The 25,870-nt window shown below is 40.6% G+C and carries 16 protein-coding genes; 9 read left to right on the top strand and 7 right to left on the bottom strand.

What is annotated here, in order from left to right:
• Positions 1-26 precede the first annotated feature (26 nt).
• Positions 27-590 carry a UbiX family flavin prenyltransferase gene (locus KXJ59_RS09370; RefSeq protein WP_295203667.1) on the top strand — a complete coding sequence of 188 codons (564 nt, stop codon included), beginning with the start codon at positions 27-29 and terminating at the stop codon, positions 588-590.
• 136 nt (positions 591-726) lie between these two features.
• Here KXJ59_RS09370 and KXJ59_RS09365 read toward each other — a convergent pair whose 3' ends face one another.
• Complete coding sequence (locus tag KXJ59_RS09365) at positions 727-3,282, bottom strand: ATP-dependent Clp protease ATP-binding subunit (RefSeq protein ID WP_295203664.1); 2,556 nt, start codon at positions 3,280-3,282, stop codon at positions 727-729.
• A gap of 92 nt (positions 3,283-3,374) precedes the next feature.
• On the opposite strand from KXJ59_RS09365, the gene KXJ59_RS09360 reads away from it, so the two are divergent.
• Together KXJ59_RS09360 and KXJ59_RS09355 are read left to right on the top strand one after the other, a co-directional pair.
• The gene (locus tag KXJ59_RS09360) at positions 3,375-3,773 is read left to right on the top strand and encodes an STAS domain-containing protein (protein WP_295203661.1); all 399 of its coding nucleotides are present in this window, start codon (positions 3,375-3,377) and stop codon (positions 3,771-3,773) included.
• A gap of 78 nt (positions 3,774-3,851) precedes the next feature.
• Complete coding sequence (locus KXJ59_RS09355; protein WP_295203659.1) at positions 3,852-4,484, top strand: J domain-containing protein; 633 nt, start codon at positions 3,852-3,854, stop codon at positions 4,482-4,484.
• A gap of 47 nt (positions 4,485-4,531) precedes the next feature.
• Here the strand turns inward: KXJ59_RS09355 and KXJ59_RS09350 are convergent, their stop codons facing one another.
• From KXJ59_RS09350 to KXJ59_RS09335, 4 genes are all read right to left on the bottom strand, one after another.
• Complete coding sequence (locus tag KXJ59_RS09350; RefSeq protein WP_295203656.1) at positions 4,532-5,317, bottom strand: DUF4397 domain-containing protein; 786 nt, start codon at positions 5,315-5,317, stop codon at positions 4,532-4,534.
• Between the two features lie 22 nt (positions 5,318-5,339).
• The gene (locus tag KXJ59_RS09345) at positions 5,340-6,977 is read right to left on the bottom strand and encodes a SusD/RagB family nutrient-binding outer membrane lipoprotein (RefSeq protein ID WP_295203654.1); all 1,638 of its coding nucleotides are present in this window, start codon (positions 6,975-6,977) and stop codon (positions 5,340-5,342) included.
• Between the two features lie 39 nt (positions 6,978-7,016).
• The gene (locus KXJ59_RS09340; protein ID WP_295203651.1) at positions 7,017-10,160 is read right to left on the bottom strand and encodes a SusC/RagA family TonB-linked outer membrane protein; all 3,144 of its coding nucleotides are present in this window, start codon (positions 10,158-10,160) and stop codon (positions 7,017-7,019) included.
• 334 nt (positions 10,161-10,494) lie between these two features.
• The gene (locus tag KXJ59_RS09335; protein ID WP_295203649.1) at positions 10,495-11,241 is read right to left on the bottom strand and encodes a DeoR/GlpR family DNA-binding transcription regulator; all 747 of its coding nucleotides are present in this window, start codon (positions 11,239-11,241) and stop codon (positions 10,495-10,497) included.
• Positions 11,242-11,376: 135 nt separating this feature from the next.
• Here KXJ59_RS09335 and dnaG point away from each other — a divergent pair, with 135 nt between their 5' ends.
• Positions 11,377-13,311 carry a DNA primase gene (gene dnaG / locus KXJ59_RS09330; RefSeq protein WP_295203646.1) on the top strand — a complete coding sequence of 645 codons (1,935 nt, stop codon included), beginning with the start codon at positions 11,377-11,379 and terminating at the stop codon, positions 13,309-13,311.
• Between the two features lie 67 nt (positions 13,312-13,378).
• Here the strand turns inward: dnaG and KXJ59_RS09325 are convergent, their stop codons facing one another.
• The gene (locus tag KXJ59_RS09325) at positions 13,379-14,743 is read right to left on the bottom strand and encodes a HAMP domain-containing sensor histidine kinase (protein ID WP_295203644.1); all 1,365 of its coding nucleotides are present in this window, start codon (positions 14,741-14,743) and stop codon (positions 13,379-13,381) included.
• Between the two features lie 6 nt (positions 14,744-14,749).
• A complete protein-coding gene (locus tag KXJ59_RS09320) occupies positions 14,750-16,114 on the bottom strand; it encodes a sigma-54 dependent transcriptional regulator (RefSeq protein WP_295203642.1) in 1,365 nt (454 codons plus the stop codon).
• A 409-nt stretch (positions 16,115-16,523) separates the two neighbouring features.
• On the opposite strand from KXJ59_RS09320, the gene KXJ59_RS09315 reads away from it, so the two are divergent.
• The 5 genes from KXJ59_RS09315 (at position 16,524) to KXJ59_RS09295 (ending at position 25,861) form a co-directional block, all read left to right on the top strand.
• Entirely contained in the window at positions 16,524-17,780 is a 1,257-nt protein-coding gene (locus KXJ59_RS09315; protein WP_295203640.1) for an HlyD family efflux transporter periplasmic adaptor subunit, read from the top strand.
• Between the two features lie 136 nt (positions 17,781-17,916).
• On the top strand, positions 17,917-18,594 hold the full coding sequence (locus KXJ59_RS09310; protein ID WP_295203637.1) for an ABC transporter ATP-binding protein: 678 nt from the start codon (positions 17,917-17,919) through the stop codon (positions 18,592-18,594).
• Positions 18,595-18,627: 33 nt separating this feature from the next.
• Positions 18,628-21,060, top strand: coding sequence for an ABC transporter permease (locus KXJ59_RS09305; protein WP_295203634.1), 2,433 nt, complete (start codon positions 18,628-18,630; stop codon positions 21,058-21,060).
• A 30-nt stretch (positions 21,061-21,090) separates the two neighbouring features.
• Positions 21,091-23,448, top strand: a complete 2,358-nt coding sequence (locus KXJ59_RS09300; protein WP_295203631.1) for an ABC transporter permease — start codon at positions 21,091-21,093, stop codon at positions 23,446-23,448.
• Positions 23,449-23,518: 70 nt separating this feature from the next.
• Positions 23,519-25,861 (top strand): ABC transporter permease, encoded by a 2,343-nt coding sequence (locus tag KXJ59_RS09295; RefSeq protein WP_295203628.1) that lies wholly within the window; start codon positions 23,519-23,521, stop codon positions 25,859-25,861.
• The last annotated feature ends 9 nt before the right edge of the window (positions 25,862-25,870 follow it).

Below are 25,870 nucleotides of genomic sequence, written 5' to 3'. Positions count from 1 at the left end.
TTTGTTTTTCAGTATAAAGCGTTACCATGAGTAACAAAATAGCCATTGCCATTACGGGTGCCAGCGGTTCTGTATATGCAAAACTCCTTCTTGATAAACTTATTTCACTCAGTAACCAATATGAGGAAGTGGGTATAGTTATGAGCAAGAATGCCAAAGAAGTATGGAGAACAGAATTGGGTAATGAAGATTATAACAACTACCCTTTCCGCTATTTTGATAAATACGATTTTAACGCCCCTTTTGCTTCAGGGTCTGCCAAATACAATATTATGATTGTTGCCCCCTGCAGTATGGGAACACTGGGGCGTATTGCGGCAGGCGTGAGCGACGATCTTGTTACACGTGCTGCAGACGTAATACTGAAAGAGAGAAGAAAACTGATTCTGTTGGTGCGTGAAACGCCCTACAATCTCATCCACATTAAAAACATGGAGACGGTAACATTGGCAGGTGGTATTATCTGTCCGGCTACTCCATCATTCTACAGCCGCCCCCAAACCATTGAAGAAGCTGCTGCTACCGTTGTTGACAGGGTGCTGGATATCGCCGGTCTCGAGCAACATTCATACAGATGGGGGCAGGAATGAGTAGTCAGTAGTGAGCAGTGAGTGAATTGTCAAAAACTATTGTCTACCGACTATTCATTACTCACTAGCCCTTCCACCATTTACAAAAAAAGCCCTGCTTTTCAGCAGAGCCTTTATATTGAGCACTTACCTTCTCTTATACATTTGCGCTTTCGCCTTCTTCTACCCTTTTCTGGAAATCGAATTTCAGTTTACCTGATTCTTTATCCAGATCTGCAATTAATACATCTCCCTGTTTGATATTCATATTCAGAATTTCTTCAGCCAAAGGATCTTCCAGGTATTTCTGGATGGCCCTGTGCAATGGTCTTGCACCAAACTGTGAATCGTATCCTTTTTCAGAAATAAATTCTTTTGCGGCCGGAGTCAGTTCAAGTGAAAAACCCAGGTTCTGCAAGCGTTTCGATACCCCTTTCATGAGTATATCGATGATATTGAAGATATTCTCCTGGTTCAGTGCATTAAATACCACCACATCATCAATACGGTTCAGGAATTCAGGAGAGAATGTACGTTTCAGTGCTTTTTCAATGACTGCTTTGTTATTTTCTTCTGCATTCTGTATACGGGTAGCAGTAGCAAAACCCACACCATCACCAAACTCCTTCAACTGGCGTACACCGATATTCGATGTCATGATAATCATGGTATTTTTAAAATCAACTTTTCTGCCAAGTCCGTCCGTTAATTGTCCGTCATCCAATACCTGTAAAAGTATATTGTAGATATCGGGATGCGCTTTCTCTATTTCATCGAGCAGAATTACACAGTATGGTTTTCTTCTTACTTTCTCTGTAAGTTGTCCGCCTTCTTCATAACCCACATAACCCGGAGGTGCTCCTATTAAACGGCTTACGGTAAATTTCTCCATGTATTCGCTCATATCGATCCGTATCAGCGAATCTTCCGAATCGAACATATACCTCGCAAGTGAACGAGCCAGCTCTGTTTTACCTACACCTGTGGGGCCGAGGAAGATAAAAGTACCAATTGGTTTTTTAGGATCTTTCAAACCTACCCTGTTACGTTGAATGGCTTTTACCACTTTCTGTATTGCTTCGTCCTGACCAATCACCATTCCTTTCATGTCTTCACTCATCCTGCGCAGTTTCTCTGTTTCTGCCTGTACCATACGTTTCACAGGAATACCGGTCATCATACTCACAACTTCAGCAATATGTTCTTCGGAAATAGGATAGCGTTTGTGTTTGCTTTCCTCTTCCCACTGGTTCTTAGCTTTTTCCAGTTCTTCGCCCAGTCTTTTTTCTGTATCACGTAAAGCAGCGGCTTCTTCAAAACGCTGACTCTTGACAACTTTATTCTTTTCGTTCTTGATGTCTTCGATCTTCTTCTCCAGTTCTACAATTTCTTCCGGTACATTGATGTTTTTCAAATGCACCCGGGCTCCTACTTCGTCCAGTACATCGATGGCTTTATCGGGTAATAACCTGTCGGTCATATAACGATCACTCAGTTTCACACAGGCGTCGATGGCATCATCAGCATAACTCACGTTGTGGAAGTCTTCGTATTTCGATTTGATATTGTTGAGTATGATGATGGTGTCTTCCACACTGGGTGGTTCTACCAGCACTTTCTGGAAGCGTCTGTCCAATGCACCATCTTTCTCAATGTACATTCGATACTCATCGAGTGTAGATGCTCCGATACATTGCAGCTCCCCTCTTGCCAATGCGGGTTTGAAAATATTAGATGCATCAAGAGACCCACTGGCACCACCTGCTCCTACAATGGTATGAATTTCATCAATGAAGAGAATCACATCCCTGTTTTTTTCCAGTTCATTCATGATGGCTTTCATTCTTTCTTCAAACTGACCACGGTATTTGGTACCCGCAACCAGTGCAGCCAGATCGAGTGAAATCACTCTTTTATCAAATAAAACCCGGCTTACTTTTCGCTGAACGATACGTAGGGCCAGTCCTTCTACAATTGCTGTTTTACCCACACCCGGCTCACCAATAAGAATGGGGTTATTCTTTTTACGGCGGCTCAATATCTGGCTTACCCTTTCAATTTCTTCTTCCCTGCCTACAATCGGGTCAAGAGATCCTGATTCTGCCAATTTGGTAATATCTCTGCCAAAATTGTCGAGTACAGGGGTTTTACTTTTTGCATTGGCCCCTGTTTTACCACCCGCTTTCTGCTGCTGGTATCCCGATGAGCGTTTTTCTTCATCAAATTCATCTTCTCCCTCATCACTGAATTCAGCCCTTGGATTAGGTGGATTGGCTGAGCCAACCATTCCTAACTCATTGCGGAACAGATCGTAGTCAATATCGAACTGGTTCAATATCTGTGTAGCAATATTTTCTTTATTCTTAAGGATGCTGAGCATCAGGTGCTCGGTTTCTACCAGGGGGCTTTTTAATGCCTTGGCTTCGAGTACCGTTACCCTGATTACTTTTTCGGCCTGTTTGGTAAGGGGTAAACTATTGATATTGGCAATATTTTTACCTGTCTTATCTTTTACCGCCAGCTCCACTTCTTTCCTTAATTCGTAAAGGTCTACATTGAGTTGTTTTAACACTTTGATGGCGGTATTATCACCATCCCTGATCAAACCCAATAACAGGTGTTCTGTGCCAATGAAGTCGTTACCGAGCCGCAAAGCCTCTTCCCTGCTGAAAGAGATGATCTCTTTAACCTGTGCTGAAAAATTATTATCCATAACCTAAATTGGATTTATACAATTATAACGAATATTTTTGAGCGAAGTTGTGCATCAGTTATTCACAGTTGTTAACCTAACCTTCGTTGCAAATGGAAGTCAAAATTGATACCAAAGAGAAATTCACCGTTGTAACACCAGTTGTGCCGATTATTTCTGCCAATATAGCAGCAAAACTTGCCGAAACCTGTTCTGCTTTTCTTCAACAACCGGTTAAAAATATTGTTTTAAACCTCGAGCCTGTAACTGAAATAGAAGCCGAAGCAGCCAGTGCCATTGCCGGCTTACAACAGCATTTTTATGAAAACAGTGCTTCCTTTGTTTTATGTAATATAAAAGAACCTCTTGAAGCTGTTTTTGAAAAAGAAGAGCTGCTCGATTTCATGAATATTACCCCTACCGAAAGTGAAGCCTGGGATATTGTGCAGATGGAAGAAATTGAAAGAGAGTTATTGGATGGGGATGATGTGGAGTTTGATAAAGCAGAATAATTTTGATGTCAGATCTCAGATGGCAGATGTCAGATTTATTTTTCAAATCTGCCATCTGAGATCTGCAAATTTGTTTAAATGTTTGACAAAGACTATTACCAGGTTTTACAATTACAACCTACTGCAAGTGCTGCTGATATCAGGAAAGCCTATCGCAGATTGGCACTGGAATTTCATCCCGATAAAAATACTTCCCAACAGGCTGCTGCCCAGTTTGTCATGATCCGTGAGGCTTATGCTGTTTTGAGCGATCCTTTGCAGCGAAAGAAATATGATTTTACCCGTTTTCCAGGAAAAACTGTTACACGTATCATTGCCACTACTCCTGAAGAAGTAAGACTAATGAGTGATGAACTGGTGCAGCGGATTAAAGCAGGTAATCCGGATCGAATTAACCTGGACCGATTGGTAAACGACCTTCAGGCCTTACTATCCGTATATCATATACAGTTACTGGAGAAATACAATGATGAGCAACAAAATGGGTTACTCATATCGAATGTTTTGTTTTGCATTCAATACCTGAACTGGAGCGACTGTATGCAGTTTGTAAATACCCTCCGGCAAATAAATGGACTAAATAAAAACGCTACAGACAGCATCACTCATTTTCTGACCAATTATAAAAGACAGTATTACTGGAACAGGTATAAAATATGGGTGGCGCTTTTAATAGCGCTTATTACCTGTGTACTGATATACTATGCATAAAAAAGCCCTTCAGTGAAGGGCTTTTTAAAGGATATTCTTAACTATTCTTATTCGTGTAAATAGGTTACCAATGCTCTTGCTTTGGTTCCTACATTGGTTCTTCCATCACCGCGATAAATGAGGGTATATACTCTCTGGTTGCTGAAAGAAACATTGTTTAATGTATCGAGGTTATAAGTGCTTCCGGGTCTACGGATATACAGGGTATCATTCAACTGAATATTATAAGGGAATGACTGGAAATTAGCCACACCACCTTGTGCGATACTGTTGAAGATATGCGCATTTCTTCTGGTTGAGAATACACTTACCAATGTACCTGCTGTATCAGTAGAAACAGCATTTACAAAACGAAGACTATAGCTTCCGGGATTGGGTTTTGTATACACATCCGGCAGCAAAATCTTAGAAGAGTCTCTTGCATTTTGAATGGCGTCTGTAATGATCAGTGAATACTTTTGTCCTTTTGAAAATATTTTAGACAAAGTCGTCAGCGGAATAGAATCCGGAGTAACTCTTCCCGCCACTGTAAGTTTAATATTCTGCAATCCCGGAGCTAATGCAATATATCCACTCAATGAAGTTGCAGGTGTAGGAAATGTGCCTCCATAAGTAATTAAAGCTCCGTTTACTTTATTGTTATTGATGAATACATTGATCGAGTCGGGTGCATTAAACACCTGTCTGAAATTAGGAGATGCATGTATTACATTCACAAAAGCCATATCGGAAGCTGACGTAAATGTAGCTGTCTTATCGGCCTGTTTCTCACACGCAATGATGGTCATCATCCCTGCAGCAAGTAAGGCTGTATATGATAGTATTTTTTTCATCTGTTAAGTTTTGAGGGTGTGATTATTTCTGTGAGAACCAGGTTTCTTTGGTATGATAATCCAGTTTATCGGCACCAATACGCACCAGTTCATTGAAGTTCCACACATATTCAGAGTTATAACGGGGTCTGACACGGTAAACAAACTTACCACCGTTATCTGCATACATATTGATACCACTTGGCGGTGTAAACCCGGTATATACCTGTAAAGTAGTGGTAGCATCAACATCAGTATAATGGTAACGACGCATATCTACCCAGGTTTCCAACGCATTATAACCCCAGAGTGCAATGTATTTCTGCATCATGATATGGCTTAAAGTCAATGTAAGCGGATCATTAGGCACTGCAGTGCTGGCCATATAAGCCGCTTTGGTAGCAGATGTAATTTCATTACCCGCAGGTATATTCACATTATACTTGTCAGTCAGCATATCAAAATGCAGGCTCACTCCCAGACGGAACGCAGCTAAAGCAGTTACTTTATCGCCTTTCTTGAAGGCCGCTTCTGCTTTCATGAACTGAATTTCACTGGCGGTCATCACAGGGAATTCAGCCGCATTTCTGAAGATAAAACGACAGGCTGCATCATTTGCAGGTGAGGCTGTAGTAGCACTGGTACCTCCCCAGAAATTTTCCGGACGGTCATTCGCATTCGTAATACCTGCATTACCCCTGTTAGGCTCTAATCCTACAAAACCACCATTGGGATTTGTACGGAACAGGTACCATCTGCGAGGATCTACCACCCCATTAAATGATGGGTGCGGATTGGTACCATTCAGCAGGTTCACAGAATAGGCTCCCTGACGCAATGTACCCAGGTTACCCCTCAGCGGTCCATAGAAATTAGAGTTGGCGGAAATAGTCTGTACATACTTGAGTGTTGCATTATCTGCGTTTGCAGTAATAGCCAGGTTTGAATAAGCAATTACTGAATCAGCATTATAAGAGCTTTTATTACTGAGGTGATTGAAACTGCGTGCCAATACACCGTAAACAAATTTTTTCCACTTGTTTACATCACCGCCATAGAAATACTGATCTCCTTTTGCGAGGTTTGCCTGACTTACACCATCACCTGTTTTATTCAGGTTAGCTAATGCTGTATGACAAAGTTGTCTTACATAAGTATATACCTCCTGTGGTTCATCGTATTTGAAAGTAATCAGACTGGTATTGAATGCTTCTTTCAGGATCACTTCACCGTGGTAATCGCCCAATGTTAACCAGCTCCAGGCAAAAATGGCCTGTCCAACACCTACATAATCCCATTTCTTTTCTTCAGCGGCCCAGTCGATCATACGCATCAGGTTCTGACCTAAGTCGTAATAATGTGCACGCCATATTGAAGCAGCGTTATCACTTACGGTGTTAGTGCCTCCCATCATATCGTACGCGTCGGCCTGGCTTCCGGCACTGATCGAATGCCAGTATTGCGTATAACGGCCGGCAAAACGATTGTCATTTGACGAACCATGACCGGCACCGTTACCTACCATACTTGCCAGAATACCCGGCAAAAGTTGCTCTGGCGGAACTTTTACATCGGCATTTGGATTGAGATAGGCTTCATCAATCTTTTTGCTACATGATACGGCCATTACACTGGTAAGTGTAAGTCCGATAAGCAGTTTTTTGAAAAATGTATGTTTCATAATATTTTCTTTGTAGTTACACGAATAATTTGATACTGTTTAGAAGGCTGCACGCAGACCAAAGTTTACACTTACCGGTGTGGCAATGTTACCAAAGTCAAACCCAAATCCACCCACGCCTCTTGTAGCTGATGTATTGGCGCTGGTAGCCGGATCGGCTCCTGTATAGTTAGTAATCAGAATCAAATCGTTTCCTGTAGCAAACAGGCTTAACCCTTTCAGGAAGCTGAGCTTACGGATGGCTTTCGCCGGGAAGACATAACTCAGTGTTATATCTCTTAAACGAACCCAGTTTACATCCTTTTCAATAAACTCTTCTTCAGGCATTCTTAATGTGTAGTAAGACTGGAGGTTATAAGGTGTAATGGCAATGGTATTTTTAGTTGGGTTAGCTGTATTCTGCAAACCATCATTCAATACACCATTTACCACGATTGCCTGCTTCCTGCTTTCAGTTCTTAAACTTTTACCTCTTACGGTGAGGAACATTTCATTGGCATTGAAGATATCGCCGCCCACTTTAACATCCCACAGGAAACTCAGACTGAAATTTTTGTAGCGGAGGTTATTACTCCATCCGATTGAGAAATCAGGGTTTCTATCGCCTCTTACTTTGAATGTTGCATCTACCAGTGGCAAGCCTGTTGTAGGTTCTATAAGAATCTGACCGGCACTGTTACGCTGATATCCTGCAGCTGTAATACTGGTACTCGGGCCACCTGTAATCAACCCACCACGTGCATTACCAAATACCCAGGTATCGGAGATATAAAATTCAGGAACGTTGGCAGGCAGACTCAACACTTTATTACGCATTCTGTTGAAGTTCAAACGGGTAGTCCAGCCAAAGTCTTTTTTCTGGATTGGCGTTGCGTCGATAGCAACTTCAATACCTGTATTACGTGTTGAACCTACGTTCAGGGTATTCAGTACGAAACCGGTACCATAACTCGCTCTGAAGTTTTCAGCAATTTGCTTTTCATTCAGGGTGTTATAGTAAGTAACATCCAGGTTGATTTTGCTGTTCAGGAATTTAAACTCGGCACCCACTTCATAAGTCTTCTGAATTTCAGGCTCCAGGAAGAAGTTGTTGTTAGAGAACCCATATGCAAAACCACCACCACTTGAATTTACAAAGTTAAATACAGACTGGTTAGCATAAGGAGAGCTTGATCTTGCAGTTTGTGCAAGTGATCCTCTCAGTTTAAAGTAGTTCAGTACATTTCCTTTCTTGATAAAAGGAAGGATATCTGACATAATAAAACTCACGCTACCCGCTGGGTAATTATAACTTCTGAATTGTTTAGGGAAGATAGACGACTCTTCAAAACGATGAGAGTAGGTTAAGAATGCCAGGTTTTTGTAGTTCAGGGCAAACTCGCCAAAGAAAGCTACCTGACGGCTCAACACGTAGTTAGGTCCGCCATTACGCAATGCATTGTTCAAACGGATACGGGTAGCTGGATTGGTGTTGTTACTATCCATACCGTTTTTATAGTTGCCTTTCAAACCGGCACCAGATACTGCATACATTTCTGTACGGTAATCCTGCCACATGGTACCCACCATTGCACGGCCATTAAAGGCTCCGATACTCTTACGTGCAGTAGCAGTAATAGTATGGTTATATCCTTTGTATTTGCGGTAGAAATTATCCTGGAATCCTCTTGATGTTCTTACAAAACCTCCACCAAAAGTAGTTGGCAGTCTTGCAGATGATGCAGAGTCCATGACAGAGAATCCGTCATTCTGATAAGTATCATAACCGAAACGACCTGCGATACTTAACCAGGGGAACGGATTGATGTTCACACCCAATGTCATCAAAAAACGATCGTTTACATCGTAAGCCCTGTTGAAATTAGAGTTGAAGTATGGATTATCAAACTCATCCTGACCAATGGCGATCTTTTTAGAATCTTCAGTGAGGTACTGACTTGCATCATTATTTGATGGCCAAACCAGCAGGTTCATCAGGTATGCGCCGGCACCACGCTGTGGTTTGTGGTTAGTGGTTCTGATATAACTGATGGAGGGAGAAAAATCAATGTATTTATTCACCTTGGTGGTGTTTGAAACACGCAGGTTATACCTTGAGAATTTATTGTTTGGCACCACACCTTTCTGGTCGAAGAATGAACCAGAAAAACGCCAGGATGAATTCTTGGTACCATAATCAGCGCTCACATTATGTGTTTGTGCAAGACCTGTTTCAAAGAAATCTTCTACCTGGTTTCTGTATACTTTCTCATCTGCACCGTATGCAGGACCGTAATATGTAAAAATTGAATTATCAGAAATACCATTGTTACCCTGACTGTACATATGAGATACTTTGGGTAAACGGGTAAGTGACTGGATACGGAAACTGTTATCATAATTAACGCTCACTTTTCCCGTTGCTTTTGCTTTCTTGGTAGTAATAACAATTGCACCAGAACTAGCCTGACTACCATAAAGGGCGGTAGCTTCTGGTCCTTTCAGTATAGTTACAGATTCAATATCATTAGGGTTGATGTCGGAGATACGGTTGGTATAATCTGATCCGCGATTCGGCTGATCAGATGCAATACCAATGGTAGCACCACCACCACTTTCATTTACAGAACCATTATCAACGATTACACCATCTACTACGAAGAGTGGCTGGTTACTCAGGGCCATTGAGTTAAAGCCCCTCAGTACAATCGATGATGATGAACCGGCCTGACCACCCGTAGGTGTGATCGACAAACCGGCTACACGACCCTGTAAACTGTTTACAAAGTTTTCACGCTGCGACTCGGCAATTTCTTTACCGGTTACTTTCTGAACAGAATAACCTAATTCACGTGGTTTACGCTTAATATCCATCGCTACTACCACTTCTTCCAGTTCAGATACTTCCGCAGTTAATGTAATAGTAAGCTGACTGCCGGTAACCGACACACGCTTGCCTTCATAACCTACATAACTGATCTGAAGTGATTGTCCGTTGTTCGCACGGATGGTGAAGGATCCTCTGTCGTTGGTTTGTGCTGTGGCCGAACCACCCACAACCCTGACAGTTACACCCGCCAATGGTAATTTTGTCGCAGCATCTGTAACAGTACCCGATACTGTCTGACTCTGACCAAGGGCCGGCAGGGAAAACAGAAAAAGCAGCACAAAAGCCACTTTCATCATTGAGACGAAATTTCTCATAACAGGTTTTTTGGTTTCAAATAAACGGTGAGTTAGTCTCGGAACGCTTCGTATGGCAATCCCGGATTCCTCATTAAGACAATTGATTCCCGCAAAACAATGCACCAGTTCTGAATTTTAATGTTGCAAAAAACTGCAAAAAACAGGCCTGATTATCGAAAAGCGGAATAATAAAGCAATGTTAAAGTTTACAGTGCATATTTACGAATATATTTATCCATAATTTTTTGCACATTATACGGCAAACACGTGAATTTCCGCAAAAACCTGCATTTAGATGATCATACTGCGGTTTTGGGTAGCTTTTGCCTCTCAACCGGCAAGCATTCGGGTTTTATAAGACTGTGATCCCCTTTTGAACATAAGGTACCAGCTTGGGATCAGAAGGTTCCAGTTCTGTAATCAGTATATCAATTTCCTCAGGTTTACATACCTGCAACCTTTGTGTAGTATTGAGTTTCTCTGAAATAGCCAGTGAAACCGTCTTCTGGGCACAATGCATCATGGCCCTTTTCACCTCAATAATCTCCCACTCAAGATCAGTTATTCCATAATTGACATCCATACTATTGGTTCCTAAAAAGCAATAATCGGCCCTTATACCTGCCAGGCGCTGAATGACTTCTGCACCAACAGATATCTGTGCCGTTTTAGATAATTTATTACCTAAAAATATTACTTCGCAACTCGGGTGCTCCAGTAATTCGAGCGCAATGGGCACGCTTACCGTAATAAAAGTGGCATTCAGATCGGGAGGCAGTGCTTTTACCAGTTCGCGGATGGTGGTACCACCCGACAAAACCACAAACATGCCGTCTTTAATGAGTTCTATGGCTTTATAAGCAATGCGTTTCTTTTCAGGTAATGAATAAATACTGCTGGTTTCAAGGGTAAAATGAAACGATTTCGACAATGCACCCCCGTGCACTTTAATCAGCTTCCCTTCTTCAGCAAGCTCCTGAAGGTCTCTGCGTACCGTATCCTCCGATACATCCAGTTGTACACTGAGATCAGACGACAATACCTTATTATGGATATTGATCTGTTGTATAATATATGCCTGACGTTCTTTCTTTAGCATGGTTAAAAATAAGGAAATGATACAATTGCCCAATTTCCTAAGACCCAAAATTGTATTTTCGCCCTCCGGTACCGGACAGTGAGTAGTGAGAGAATCTGATCATTACTGACTACTCACTACTGACTACTCACTAACATGATCTCCCCAAACACCATACAACAAATCACCAACCGTATCGATATCATTGATATAGTAGGAGAATTCGTGAAGCTGAAGAAACGAGGTACCAACTATATTGGTAATTGTCCGTTCCATAACGAGAAGACCCCCTCATTTACCGTTTCCCCCACCAAAGAAATTTACAAGTGTTTTGGCTGTGGCAAAAGTGGTAATTCCATCACTTTCCTGATGGAACATGAAAAATACAGTTATGTAGAAGCCTTACGCTGGCTGGCTGCTCGATACAATATAGAAATTGAAGAAACCGAGACTACTCCGGAACAGAAACAACAACTACTGACTTCCGAAAGTCTGTACATCATCAACAATTTTGCCCAGAAATTTTTCTCGCAGCAATTACTCGAAACAGAAGAAGGAAAAAATATTGCCCTCTCCTATTTAAAAGAGCGTGGTTTCAGGGAAGATATCATTCATAAATTTCAGATCGGGTATAATCCGGATGCAAGAGATACATTAACCAAGGCCTTGCTTGCCAACCAGTTTAATGCAGAACTATTGCCTAAAACTGGTTTGGTGGCACTGCGAAACAACGATGAACTCGTCGACAATTATCGCAACCGTATCATCTTCCCTATTCATGGCAATACAGGCAAGATCATCGGGTTTGGCGCAAGGGTTATTGGCAAAAGTGATCGGGGCCCTAAATACATCAATACACCGGAAAACGAAATCTATGTTAAAAGCAGGATTTTGTATGGCTCTTACCAGGCCCGCATGGCTATTGATAAAGCTGATGAATGTTTGCTGGTAGAAGGTTATACCGATGTAGTGAGTTTACACCAGGCTGGTATTGAAAATGTAGTAGCCAGTGGTGGTACTTCATTAACTACCGACCAGATAAGACTGATAAAAAAATACACCAACAACCTTACCATCATTTACGATGGCGACAGTGCGGGTGTAAAAGCAGCTTTGCGTGGACTGGATATGGCTCTGGAAGAAGGACTCAATGTTCGGCTTGTTCTTATTCCGGATAATGAAGATCCCGACAGTTATGTAAACAAAGTAGGCGTAACGGCTTTCAATGAGTTCGTTGCCAAATCGAAAAAAGATTTTATACTCTTCCAGTTGGAAGTAATGCTCAAAGAAGCGGGCACTGATGTGAGCAGGAAAAGTGCAGTGGTGAACCAGATCGCTGAAACACTGAGTAAAATAAATAAAGCAGAAGATTTCACCAGACAACAGGATTATATAAGGCAATGTGCAGGCCTGCTTAGAATTGATGAAGCAGGACTCACCAACCTCGTTAATAAATATAAGCGCGACAAAATTTCCAAGGAAGAAAAGAAAACTGTTTCTTTTGATGATGTTAATGCACAACTACAGGAAGGCGCACAACCAGAAGATGTGCTGGACGATACCACCAGAATGCTGGTGCAGGATGAAGCTCATGAGAGAAATATACTGAGGGTTTTACTTGAATATGGTCTCCGTTCCTGGGATGAAACCACTAATATGGCCGACTACATCTTCTCTGAACTGGATCATTTTCATTTTGAAACACCTGTACTTGAAAAACTCTATGAAGAATATAAGTCATGGTACACGAAAGGGCTGGAACCAACGACTAAATCAATGCTGTATCACAACGATGAAGAAATAAGAAATCTGGTAATCAGCATTTCGGTTTTCCCTTTTGAATTGAGTCAGAACTGGGATGAAGTACTCGAAGGAATGAACATTGTTAACCGGGATACCAGCAAACAGGATGTAATGATGAGTATCAGTTATTACAAACTCCGCAGGATCAAAAAAATGATCGAAGAAAACCAGCGCGATATTGAACATGCTCCAATAGAAAATTTCAGGCAATTACTAGAAGTTCATAAACACCTCAAAGAAGCAGAACGCGCAATTACCAACCAGCTTGGAACGGTGATTATTAAGTGATGAAGAGTGAATGGCGAATACTATTTTTGGCAGTAATATTCACGATTGACTATTCACCATTCCCACATTAAAATTGCAACGTAAACGCCGTTCCCTTACCCTCAATTGACTGAACAGTAATATTTCCCTTATGCAGCATCATGATCTGTTTGCATAGACTCAAGCCAATGCCGCTTCCATTTTTTTTAGTGCTGAAGAAGGGGATGAAAATATTATTCATCACTTCTTCACTCATGCCCGATCCATTATCAGTTACTTTGATTACTATTTTTTTATTGGGCATTTCAATAGCCGATAGCGTAATACGCGGATCTATTGTTTCTTTTACCGCATCCATGGCATTGATGATTAGATTGATCAATACCTGTTCTATGAGATTGTGATCCAGTTCGAGTGAAAGTGCAGGGTCTTTTAATACGATGTCCATTTCAATTTTTTTCTGGTTGAGTGTGGGCTCCATAAGATGGTGCATACTTTCAAACAGATCGCGAACATATACTGGTTTTACATTGGGTTGGGTTACTTTATTCAGGTTACGGTATACTTCTGCAAATTTCAACAAGCCCTCACTTCTTTTTTTGATGGTATCAATGCCAATGGTCAGGTCTTCAGTTAATCCTGCGTCCTGGTTAAGTGCTGAACCAGAAGCCTGAAGTCGGTTATGGAGTGTATCGGCCAGTGAAGATATAGGTGCCACCGAATTCATGATCTCATGTGTCATTACACTCAGTAACCGCTGCCAGGCTTTCGATTCTGTTTCATCCAATGCCTCATTTATATTTTGAAATGCAATGAGTTTAAACACTTTATTATCAGTCTGGAAAGCTGTAGCTGAAACCAGTACACGTAAATTACTTTTTTCCTGATGCACAGTTACAACCACACTGTTGCCGGTTTTTACGCCCACTAATTGTTCATACAATACGGGGTCTCTTTTTTCCAGCGAATGAATGGTTTTAAGGTATGGCGTAAGTAACATTTTTTTCAATGATTCATTCATCCATACCACTTCCCCACTCTCAATTTCGTAGGAAATAATTCCTGTATCAACCAGTTCGAGTATTTTTTGCAGGTATTGAAACTGGGTTTCTTTTTCCCGCGTAATCAGTTTAAATGTTGAATTGATATCATTAAACCCTTTACGCAAAGGCTGTAACTCATGCGGCGCATTCTGTACATTAAAATTTCTTGAAAAATCGCGGTACTGAATAGATTCTACAAACTCTCGCACTTCATCTTCTGCAATTTTATGAAAGCGATAAAAATCATATACCTGGTAAGCAATTACAGGTAATAAAAGTACCGCATAAACATACCATCCTTTCACCACTAAAAAAGCAGCTGCCGTTAATACTACAAAGAGTAATACCACCCTTCCCAGAATATCCCACTGAAATGATTTTTCTCTTTTACTGTTTATTTTGTTCATCATCAGCTTTTATAATTCGTATTTACTCAACCTTCTGTATAAAGCCGTTCTTGTTAACCCAAGTTCTTTTGCTGCCCGGCTGATATTGCCATTATGTTTGTCGATTACTTTCATGATAGTATTTTTCTCCAGTGTACTCAGCTTCAGTTCAGCTATATCTTCTGTTTCTGTTAAAGGATTTTCGAGAGGAGAAAATAACAGGTCTTTTGCTTCAATCAACTCAGATTCAGTCATAATAATGGCTCTCTCTACTGTGTATTGCAATTCCCGAACATTACCCGGGAATGAATATTGTTGCAGTTTTTCGATAGCCGATGCTGCAAAGCTGGTATTAGGCTTAAAATATTTGGCTGCATAAATTTTTGCGAAATGATTCGCAAGTAAGGGTATATCCTGTTTTCTTTTTCGCAAGGGTGGCACTACAATTTCAACGGTATTGATCCGGTAGATTAAATCTTTCCTGAACTTATTTTCATTGGCCAGTTCCTGTAAAGGAAGATTTGTAGCACAAATTAACCTGATATCAATTTGTATAGCCTGGTTAGCCCCGAGCCTTGTTACCTGCCGGTTTTGTAATACCGTTAATAGTTTGGCCTGTTGCTGCAGGTTAATATTTCCAATTTCATCAAGAAATAAAGTACCTCCATCTGCAGTTTCAAACCTGCCGGCTCTGTCGTCACGGGCATCTGTAAATGCACCTTTTTTATGACCAAACAATTCACTTTCAAATAAACTCTCTGTTAATGCGCCTACATCTACCTTTATATAAGGCCCATTTGCCCGCAACGATTGCTGATGTATGGCCGCAGCTATTAAATCCTTCCCGGTTCCATTCTCTCCGAGTATCAGTATATTGGCATCAGTTGGCGCAATCTTCGACAGTTTATAAAATATTTCCTGCATCACTTCACTCTCCCCCAGCATTATATGACCAGTGGCGCCAACGGGGTAACCTTTATTCATTTGTTCATTTGTCTTTACAGTTCCTGCACCTTTTATTACTGTAGCAATAGTATCAAGTAGTTTTTCATTGTGCCATGGTTTTACCACAAAATCAGCTGCCCCTTCTTTTAAAGAACGCACGGCCAGATCAATATCACCATAGGCTGTAATCATTACCACCGCAGTTGCAGGTTTAATTTCCTTGATGCGCTTCAGCCAGTAAATGCCTTCATTTCCCGTGTTGATTGATGCATTGAAATTCATATCCAGCAGAACCAGATCGAACTCACTTGAAGTAATCAGTGCGGGTAATTGTTCCGGATTTTTTTCGGTTACCACTTCTTTTACTTCGGGGCGCAGTAATAACCTCACCGCTGTAAGTACATCCGAATCATCATCAATTACCAGTATGCGCGCTTTTTTTAAACTCATGTAATACAATTTTAACTGAATATACTGTTGTACTATTCCAGTCCATAAATATACCAGTTCACTAAGAATCTGAGAACGAATAGATTATGCTTATGGCAATTGCAAGCACTGTATCAAAAGCGGACAGTTTTTGTATCAAAAGCGAACAGTTCGGTAGGCACTATCAACACAACTAATTGATAATCAGCTAATCGAAATTTGGCACCATCCTTTCAATACCTATTGAGTAAATAACCTGAAATGAAAAAAATCATGGCAAATAAAAATACTCGCACCGGCATTCTGCTATTTGTATTTACGGCCGGGTTGGTAGTTTGTGTGCTTTGCTGCGCTGACAATGAGCCAGCCAGAACACTGGAAATTTCAACTACCCATTTTATTAACCTTATCTAACAGAAAATATCAGCAAGTGGACAGAGTCATTCAAAAAAAGAAATGGAATTCAAAAAGAATCATGACCCTGGTGGGCATCATTGCAGTAGTTGTATTAATTGCTGCGAGTTATTATTATACTTCCGGTAAACCCAAACTGAATGTTGATCTTGAACGGATAACCATCAGTGAAGTAAAGAAAGCAGCATTCAAAGAATTTATTCCCGTTAATGGCGTGGTACTTCCACTTACTACCATTTATCTTGATGCACTGGAGGGCGGTCGTGTAGAAGAAAAATATGTGGAAGATGGCGCCATAATGAAAAAAGGGCAACCGATTATGCGCTTGTCGAATACCGATCTTGCCCTCAACCTTGTTACACAGGAAACACAAGTCTTTAACCTGCTTACTCAAATGCAGATTGCCCGGAATGCTGCAGAACAAAATACCGTGACCAGGCTAAACCAGATGACCGACGTTGACAACCTTTTGAAAGAAGCCAAACGCGTATACGATCTCAACAAGCACCTGTACGAACAAAAAGCCATCGGGGCTCAGGAATTCAGGCAGTCGGAGAATAATTACAATTATCAGTTAGAAAAAAAGAAACTCGCGCAGAAAATATTGGGGCAGGATTCCGTTTCTACCAAACAAAGCCTCGAACAGGCCAAACAATTATTTGAAGGATCCAGAAATGCTTTACAGCTTACCCGTAAAAAAGTAGGCGATCTGGTAGTTCGCGCACCTATTGACGGTCAACTCACTTCTTTAGATGCAGAAATGGGACAAAATAAAAATAAAGGTGAGCGTCTTGGTCAGATTGATGTATTAAATGGTTTTAAAGTAAGGGTTGATATTGACGAGCATTATATTTCAAGGGTTTTTATTGGTTTAAAAGGCGATTTCAGTTTTGCCAATAAACAATACAAATTAAAAATCACAAAAGTATATACACAGGTTACTGCCGGCCGCTTCCAGGTTGATATGCAATTTGAGGGTGAAATACCACAGGGTATCAGACGTGGGCAAACATTACAGATTGGACTGGCTTTGAGTGATGAAACAGAAGCCATCCTCATTCCACGTGGTGGTTTTTACCAGCAAACAGGCGGCAACTGGATCTTTAAAGTTAGCGCAGATGGAACAAAAGCATATCGTGTAGATATCCAGCTCAATCGCCAGAATCCTGATTATTATGAAGTGGTACAGGGTTTGAATCCGGGCGAGAAAGTTGTCACATCGAGTTATGAGAATTATGGCAATATGCAGGAACTGGTGTTGAAGAAACAGTGAGAAGGGGATGGTGAATAGCGAATAGTGAATGGTCAATGGTCAATCTGAATCAAAAAAACTCCTGGTATTGACCATTCACCATTGACCATTCACGACAATCTGACAACTGACAAAATTATTTACTTAAACAAACAGCATGATAAAAATTACAAATCTCGAAAAGGTTTACAGAACCGATGAAGTGGAAACCATTGCATTGAACAAGCTTTCCATGGAAATTAAGAAAGGAGAATTCGTAGCCGTAATGGGCCCTTCGGGTTGTGGAAAATCTACATTACTGAATATTCTGGGTTTGTTGGATGACCCCGATGCCGGTAGTTTTATTTTCAACGGTCAGGAAATTGCAGGATACAATGAACGCCAGCGTGCTGAACTGAGAAAAAGAAATATTGGTTTTGTATTCCAGAGTTTTAACCTGATTGATGAGTTAACTGTATTTGAAAATGTAGAGCTACCACTCATTTATACAGGTGTTAAAGCCGCTGAAAGAAAACAGAAAGTAGAAGAAGTATTAGAGAAAGTACAGATCATGCATCGCCGTAATCATTATCCGCAGCAATTATCGGGTGGTCAGCAACAGCGTGTGGCGGTAGCCCGTGCCGTTGTGAATACCCCTAAGCTCATTCTGGCAGATGAACCTACCGGCAATCTTGATTCTTCCAATGGCAATGAAGTAATGGAGTTGCTCACCAACCTGAATGAACAAGGAACCACCATTGTTATGGTAACACACTCAGAACATGATGCAAGGTATAGCCACAGGATCATCAGAATGCTGGATGGACAAACAGTTACAGAAAACATTCTCGTTTAAATACCCATTTCCTCAACACCTATACTCCTCTGTATGATTCAAAATTATATCACCATTGCCTGGAGAAACCTGCTGAAAAACAAAGCTTTTTCAGTCATTAATATCACCGGACTTGCTATCGGGCTATCTTGTTTTATCCTCATTGCCTTATATGTTGCTGATGAACTGAGCTATGACAAGCATTTTAAAAATGGAGCCGATATTTATAGAGTTAATTCTGATATTCTGTTTTCAGGTAATGAAAGCAGGCTTGCTGTTTGTTCCGACCCGATGGGTGAAACTTTGAAGAAAGATTATCCCCAGGTACTTGAGTACACACGTATTTATGCGTCTTCCGGTTCAAAGTTGGTTAAAAAAGGAACCGACTATATTACAGAGAACAATGTATGCCATGCAGACTCTACATTTTTTAAACTCTTCTCCTTACCGCTCCTGAGTGGAGACCCTGTTACATCCTTATCAGAACCCAATACAGTTGTTATTTCGGCATCTACTGCTAAAAAATATTTCAACACCACAGATGCCATTGGGAAATATATAGAAGCAGATAAAACCCCGTACAAGGTTACTGCAGTAATGAAAGATATTCCCCTGAATACCCATTTTCAGTTTGACATGATTTTCTCCATGAAAAATGTGAATTATCAGATGGGTAATTTCTTAAGTCACAATTTTCATACGTACGTACAGTTGAAATCAGGAGTAGACCCTGTTGAATTCGAGAAAAACTTTGTACAGGTTATCGACAAATACATCCTTCCTCAGGCCGGACAGTTCATGAATATTAAAAGCATGGACGAATTCAAACGTGCCGGCAATAACCTTAGTTATTCATTAATACCTTTAATAGATATTCATTTAAAATCAGACCGCTTTCCTGAATTAAGCACTAATGGGAGCATTCAGTTTGTATATATCTTCTCGGCGGTAGCGCTTTTTATATTGCTTATTGCCTGTATCAATTTTATGAACCTGAGTACGGCACGGTCTGCCAATAGGTCAAAAGAAGTAGGTATACGGAAAGTATTAGGTTCAAACAGGTCAAGCCTTATCAAACAGTTTTTGAGTGAGTCAGTAATCATGGTCATTATATCACTTGTTATTGCCATTATTCTTACCGTACTCATCCTCCCTTATTTTAATACTGTTGCAGCAAAACAACTAAGCAGCTCGAGTATCGGAAAAGGATATGTATTAGCCATTCTGTTAGCTTTACCCATCGTTGTTGGAGTGCTGGCTGGTATATATCCTGCATTTTTCCTGTCAAGATTTCAGCCATTAGCCGTTTTAAAAGGAAACCAAAACAGCCGCTTTAAAAAAAGCTGGTTAAGAAATGGCCTTGTTGTCTTTCAGTTCTCCATTTCAATCATACTCATTATCGGCACATTGGTAATATACCAGCAGCTCAATTATATTCAAACCAAAAAACTGGGTTTTACCAAGGAACAGGTTTTATTGGTAAGCGGCATTGGCGGATTAAATGAAAATGCAGGCGCCTTTAAAAATGAAATACTACAACTTCCGGGTGTTTCCAGTGCTACAATAACAAGTTTTTTACCCGTATCCTTTTCTTCAAGAAGCGATAATACATTCTCTACTGAAGCCGTGATGACTCCCAAAAACAGCCTGAATATGCAGACCTGGGATATAGATTACGACTATATCAACACCCTGGGCATGCAAATGGCGAAAGGAAGAAATTTCAATCGCGATTTCGGAACAGACTCTTCTGCAATGCTCATTAATGAAGCTACTGCAGCCATCCTTGGCTTTAAAGATCCGATAGGTAAAAAAATATATACAAGAAATAACCTCAACAGCGGCGACCTTACTCCAACAGCTTATACCATTGTGGGGGTGGTCAAAAATTTTCACTTTGAATCATTGCGCGAACAAATCGGTCCGGTTTGTATGAGACTTGGGCGCGGCGGATGGATTGGTTGTTTTAAAGTAAATACACAGGATATACCCGGGCTGATAAAACAAGTGGAACATAAATGGAAAACAATGGCTCCTTCTCTTGCTTTCAGTTATCGCTTTCTTGACGAGAGTTTCGATAATATGTATCGCAGTGAACAAAGAATGGGCAGTATCGCTTTTTCATTTTCCCTGCTGGCTATCCTGATTGCGTGTCTGGGCTTATTCGGACTGGCTACCTATATGGCTGAGCAGAGAATAAAAGAAATAGGTATTCGAAAAGTGTTGGGAGCCACCGTAACCAATATCACTACCATGTTATCGAAAGACTTTTTGATACTGATATTAATAGCGACCCTGATAGCTTTCCCTTTGTCGTGGTGGGCCATGAATAACTGGTTACAGGGGTTTGCTTACCGGATCGATATTGAGTGGTGGGTTTTTATAGTATCGGGTATACTTGCCATAGCCATTGCACTGATTACGGTAAGTGTACAAGCCATTAAGGCCTCACTTACCAATCCGGTAAAAAGTTTAAGAACAGAATAATTGTTTTTGATCATACTTCAAATCATATAAATGATACGTACCTTTTTTCTGATCGCCTGGAGAAACATATCCAAGAATAAGCTCTTTTCGCTTATCAATATTGCCGGTTTGGGTATTGGCATGGCCTGTACCATCATGATTTTATTGTGGGTACAATATGAAAGAAGCTGGAATAAAACACAGAAAAACTACGACCAGATTTACCAGGGATTTTCTACCAGAAATTTTAATGGCGAATTGTCTACCGGATCCGATCTGATGTTTCCCCTGCCCAAAGCAGCTAAGGAAAATTTCCCGGAAGTAGAAGGTGCTACACTGGTGTCATACGGAGAAAACACTTTGTTTACCACCGGCGATAAAAAAATTAAACGTCCCACCATTACGGTTACCAATGATTTTTTTGATGTATTTACTTATGATTTTATACATGGGGATGCATCTGCCATTAAAGAATCCAATGGTATTGTATTAACAGAAAGTACAGCCAAAGCACTTTTTAATAATACAGATGTGATTGGAAAAATGATCGAACTCAATCGTTACAGAACCGTAACAGTAAGGGCGGTAGTAAAAGATATGCCGGCTTCTTCTACCCTGCTCTTTGATGCCATCATTCCCTTTAATATGTCATCCGAAGGCGTTAAACAATCACTTACAGATTGGGTGAACTGTAATAACCGAACTTTTTACAAGGTTAAGCAGGGAACCAATATTGCTTCCCTTGAGCAAAAACTATTAACGTTAATTAAAAAAAGTTCTCCTGCTGAAAATCCAACTACAAGAGGCAGTCTACTGCTTCAGCCGATGAGTAAATGGAGACTGTATGAAGAATTCAGGAATGGTAAAAATACAGGTGGCCGTATTCAGTATGTAAATCTGTTTACCTGGATTGCCATTATCATACTTATTATTGCCTGTGTAAATTTCATGAACCTCTCTACTGCCCGTTCAGAAAAAAGGGCCCGTGAAGTAGGTATTCGCAAAACGCTGGGTTCGGAAAAAAAACAATTATTACTGCAATTCTTATGTGAATCATTACTGATGTCCATTCTTGCATTCATACTGGCCGGATGTCTCATTTATACGAGCTTACCCTTCTTTAATGGTATATTAAATCAGCAGATCGCCATTCCTTACCAGGAGCCTTTATTCTGGACAGGCATTATCTGTATCATTATACTCACGGGTATTATTGCTGGCAGTTATCCGGCATTTTATCTCTCGTCATTAAAACCTGTTAAGGTTTTAAAAGGGATCTTTCTACCCGGCAAACAGGCTCTCTTGCCAAGAAGAATTTTAGTAACTGCACAGTTTGCTGTTTCGATCATACTTATTTCAGCAACCCTTATCATCTATCAACAGATTAAACACGTACAAAACCGCGACCTGGGTTATGATACCAATAACCTCATTATGGTAACCGCTAATAATGATATGGGTAAGAATTATGAAGTGATAAGAAATTCATTATTGCAAAGCGGAATGATTGATGCCGTTAATACTACCAGCTTACCAGTTAGCGATATTTTTGGTTTCACTTCGGGTGTAAGATGGGCAGGTGCACCTGAAGACCCCAATCTGATCATTGGTTTCCTGGGTACCGGTGAAAATTTTGCTGATATTATGAAAGCCCGGATACTGGATGGACGCGATTTTAAACAAGGCGACAGTAACTGTGTCATTTTCAATAAAGAAGCCATCCGTGTTATGAAACTTAAAAACCCTGTAGGCACTACTATTTCATGGGCAGGCAGGGAAAGACGTATCACGGGTATAATTGATGATCTCATCATGACATCCCCTTATGCTTTACCCATCCCACTCATGCTGGCCTATGATCCCAACTGGATAGGCAGTTTAAATATCAGGATAAAAAAAGATGTTGAATTACAAAAAGCATTACAGCTTATTGAAAGCACCTATAAAAAATATAACGCAGAATACCCGTTTGAATACACATTTGCTGACAAGGCATTCAATGAAAAGTTTGCCAACGAAAAACTGATTGGTAGTCTTGCATTTATTTTTGCGAGTCTTGCCATTTTCATTTGTTGCCTGGGTCTGTTTGGTCTTGTTTCTTTCTCCATTGAAAGAAGAACAAAAGAAATTGGTATCAGAAAAATTTTAGGGGCATCCATACAAAGCCTGCTTACCCTTATGTCGAAGGAATTTTTGTTATTGGTACTTATTTCATTTTCCATAGCTATTCCAGTTGCCTGGTGGTTGATGAAGTCATGGCTCATGAATTTCAGTTACAGGATTACAATCAGCATAGGTATTTTCTTTATAGTAGGCTTGATCACTTTACTGATTTGCCTGATTACGGTTGGACTCAACGCTTTCAAAACAGCAACGGCCAATCCTGTAAAAAGTTTAAGAACAGAATAACTCATCTTTCATACGGTACCCTATGTTTAAAAATGCTTATCGTAATCTGATCAAACAAAAAAGAACACTGATGATTAATCTCAGTGGACTTTCTATTGGCATGACAGTTTCAATCCTGATCATGATTTGGGTTATCAATGAATTGAATTATGACAACTATCATAATAAGGCCTCCCAGATTTATCGCGTTACCAATCATATACAGGTATCTCCAGGTGAAGTCTGGGTGTGGGAATCCTCTCCATTGCTCTATACCAATATGATGAGCATACAGGTTCCGGAAATCAATCAGGTAACAAAGATGATGAGTGGCACCTGGCTTCCGCTCATTTTTGAACATAAGGGGAGTTTATTAAAAGAATCCAATATTGCTTATGTTGACAGCAACTGGTTTTCAATGTTCCAATACAAACTACAATCAGGTAGTCTGACCGATTTCGCACAAAACCCTTACGGACTGGTTTTAACAGATTCAAAAGCCAGAAAATACTTTGGCAATGATGACCCTATCGGAAAAGTATTGAAAATGGATAGCCTCTATTATACAGTGAATGCTGTTGTAGCTGATAATCCATCCAATTCCAGTTTCAGGTTTGATCTGCTCAGTAATCTTGCCGGGCTCATGAAAAATGAAGCACGCAGAAAAAATGATGAGAGCTGGGGTAACTTTAATTACTTATCGTTTATCCGCCTTAATGAAAACTCCAACATTAAACAGGTTGAAAACAAGATTACCGGCATCTTAAGAAAGAATAAAGAGGACTCCACTATTAAAAGCACACTGGTTGGTTTAAAAGCCATGCATTTTGAGACCGGTTTGCAGAATTACACATTTGAGCATACCAACAAGCAAATGGTAACTGTGTTCCTCGTTATTGCCATACTGATTTTATTAACTGCCTGCATCAACTATGTAAACCTCAGTACTGCAAGAGCCAGTATGCGGGCCAAAGAAATCAGCATCCGAAAAATCAATGGTGCCAGTAATAAAACGCTTTTCTTTCAACTCATGCTCGAATCGGCACTGGTAAGTCTGGCTGCCCTGTGCATCACCATATTACTTGTACAGTTATTTCTGCCCTATTTTAACCAGTTTACAGAAAACAACTTCAGCCTCTCTCTGTCTAGCTGGCCGGTATTGGCACTTATTCTGGGCACCCTTGCTATTGCTACTTTATTGAATGGTGTGTACCCTGCACTAATACTCACTTCTTTTAAACCTTTACAGGTACTAAGAGGCAGCAGTTTACCCACCATTAAAGACAGCCTGTTCAGGAAAGCATTGGTGGTAACACAATTTACCATTTCCGTTACACTTATAGCCTGTACCATCATTGCGTATTTACAGATGCAGCATATTCAGCAAACAGATAGCAGCTATCAAAAGGAGCAGATACTCAAAGTAACAGTACCCTGGTTTGCCATGAAAGGAAAGAGTAAAGAAGCCATTACTTCTTTTACGCAAACCATGCAACAATCATTGATGCAGGTACCGGGCATAAAAAGAATTTCACAGGCCAGCGGTTCCATCATCGATCATCAAAGTGCCTCTTCCGGTTCTTTTGACTGGGATGGACGGGATAAAGAATTTAATCCCACCATTGCGGTACTATCGGCCGATGCCATGTTCCCCAAACTGTTTAACCTCGAAATAAAAGAAGGGCGATGGCTGATGGACGGGAACAAAGCCGATGCACATGCTTGTATACTAAATGAGACCGCTGTTAAAGAACTGGGTATTCGTAAACCTTATATAGGACAGAGATTTAACTGGAACGGCGACACCGGCTCTATTGTTGGCGTAGTAAAAGATTTTCATTTCAGAAGCATGCACGAAAAGATTATTCCGCTGTTGATACACAGGCGGTCGAACTGGTTAAATACTATTTTTATGGAACTCTCTCCCGGCTCTATCGGAGATCAATTGTCGGCTATTGAAAGCAAATGGAAAGTATTATTCCCGAAATTTCCTTTTGACTACAGTTTCTTAGATCAGGATTTTGACAAACTATACAAAACCGATCAGAAAATAACAACACTCATGTTACTGTTTGCCATCATCACTATCCTGGTGGCAGCGTTGGGATTGTTTGGTCTGGCAGCATTTACAGCTGAAAGAAAAATCAAGGAAATAGGTATCAGAAAAGTGCTGGGCGCTTCTGTTAGTCATATTGTTCAGTTAATCTCCAAAGAATTTATTGTACTCGTGGGCGTAGGTATCATGATCGCCACGCCTATTGCCTGGTGGGTAATGTCGAAATGGCTGAATGAATATGCTTACAGAATCAATATCGAGGTATGGATATTCCTTCTGGCGGGTTTAACCGCTGCTGCCATTGCCCTATTTACCATCAGTATTCAGGCAATAAAAGCGGCGATGGAGAACCCGGTAAAGAATTTACGGTCAGAATAAATGGATTTG

The organism is Sediminibacterium sp. (assembly GCF_019264485.1).
Lineage (GTDB): Bacteria > Bacteroidota > Bacteroidia > Chitinophagales > Chitinophagaceae > Sediminibacterium.
The sequence above is the reverse complement of the archived record's forward strand: the minus strand, read 5'-3'. Positions and strand labels throughout refer to the sequence as shown.

Coding starts and splice junctions, on each gene's coding strand:
- KXJ59_RS09355 (WP_295203659.1), top strand. CDS start 3,852: ATGTTTGACAAAGACTATTACCAGGTTTTACAATTACAACCTACTGCA.
- KXJ59_RS09295 (WP_295203628.1), top strand. CDS start 23,519: ATGATTAATCTCAGTGGACTTTCTATTGGCATGACAGTTTCAATCCTG.
- KXJ59_RS09345 (WP_295203654.1), bottom strand. CDS start 6,977: ATGAAACATACATTTTTCAAAAAACTGCTTATCGGACTTACACTTACC.
- KXJ59_RS09320 (WP_295203642.1), bottom strand. CDS start 16,114: ATGAGTTTAAAAAAAGCGCGCATACTGGTAATTGATGATGATTCGGAT.
- KXJ59_RS09365 (WP_295203664.1), bottom strand. CDS start 3,282: ATGGATAATAATTTTTCAGCACAGGTTAAAGAGATCATCTCTTTCAGC.
- KXJ59_RS09335 (WP_295203649.1), bottom strand. CDS start 11,241: ATGCTAAAGAAAGAACGTCAGGCATATATTATACAACAGATCAATATC.
- KXJ59_RS09325 (WP_295203644.1), bottom strand. CDS start 14,743: ATGATGAACAAAATAAACAGTAAAAGAGAAAAATCATTTCAGTGGGAT.
- KXJ59_RS09310 (WP_295203637.1), top strand. CDS start 17,917: ATGATAAAAATTACAAATCTCGAAAAGGTTTACAGAACCGATGAAGTG.
- KXJ59_RS09370 (WP_295203667.1), top strand. CDS start 27: ATGAGTAACAAAATAGCCATTGCCATTACGGGTGCCAGCGGTTCTGTA.
- KXJ59_RS09300 (WP_295203631.1), top strand. CDS start 21,091: ATGATACGTACCTTTTTTCTGATCGCCTGGAGAAACATATCCAAGAAT.
- KXJ59_RS09340 (WP_295203651.1), bottom strand. CDS start 10,160: ATGAGAAATTTCGTCTCAATGATGAAAGTGGCTTTTGTGCTGCTTTTT.
- dnaG (WP_295203646.1), top strand. CDS start 11,377: ATGATCTCCCCAAACACCATACAACAAATCACCAACCGTATCGATATC.
- KXJ59_RS09350 (WP_295203656.1), bottom strand. CDS start 5,317: ATGAAAAAAATACTATCATATACAGCCTTACTTGCTGCAGGGATGATG.
- KXJ59_RS09305 (WP_295203634.1), top strand. CDS start 18,628: ATGATTCAAAATTATATCACCATTGCCTGGAGAAACCTGCTGAAAAAC.
- KXJ59_RS09360 (WP_295203661.1), top strand. CDS start 3,375: ATGGAAGTCAAAATTGATACCAAAGAGAAATTCACCGTTGTAACACCA.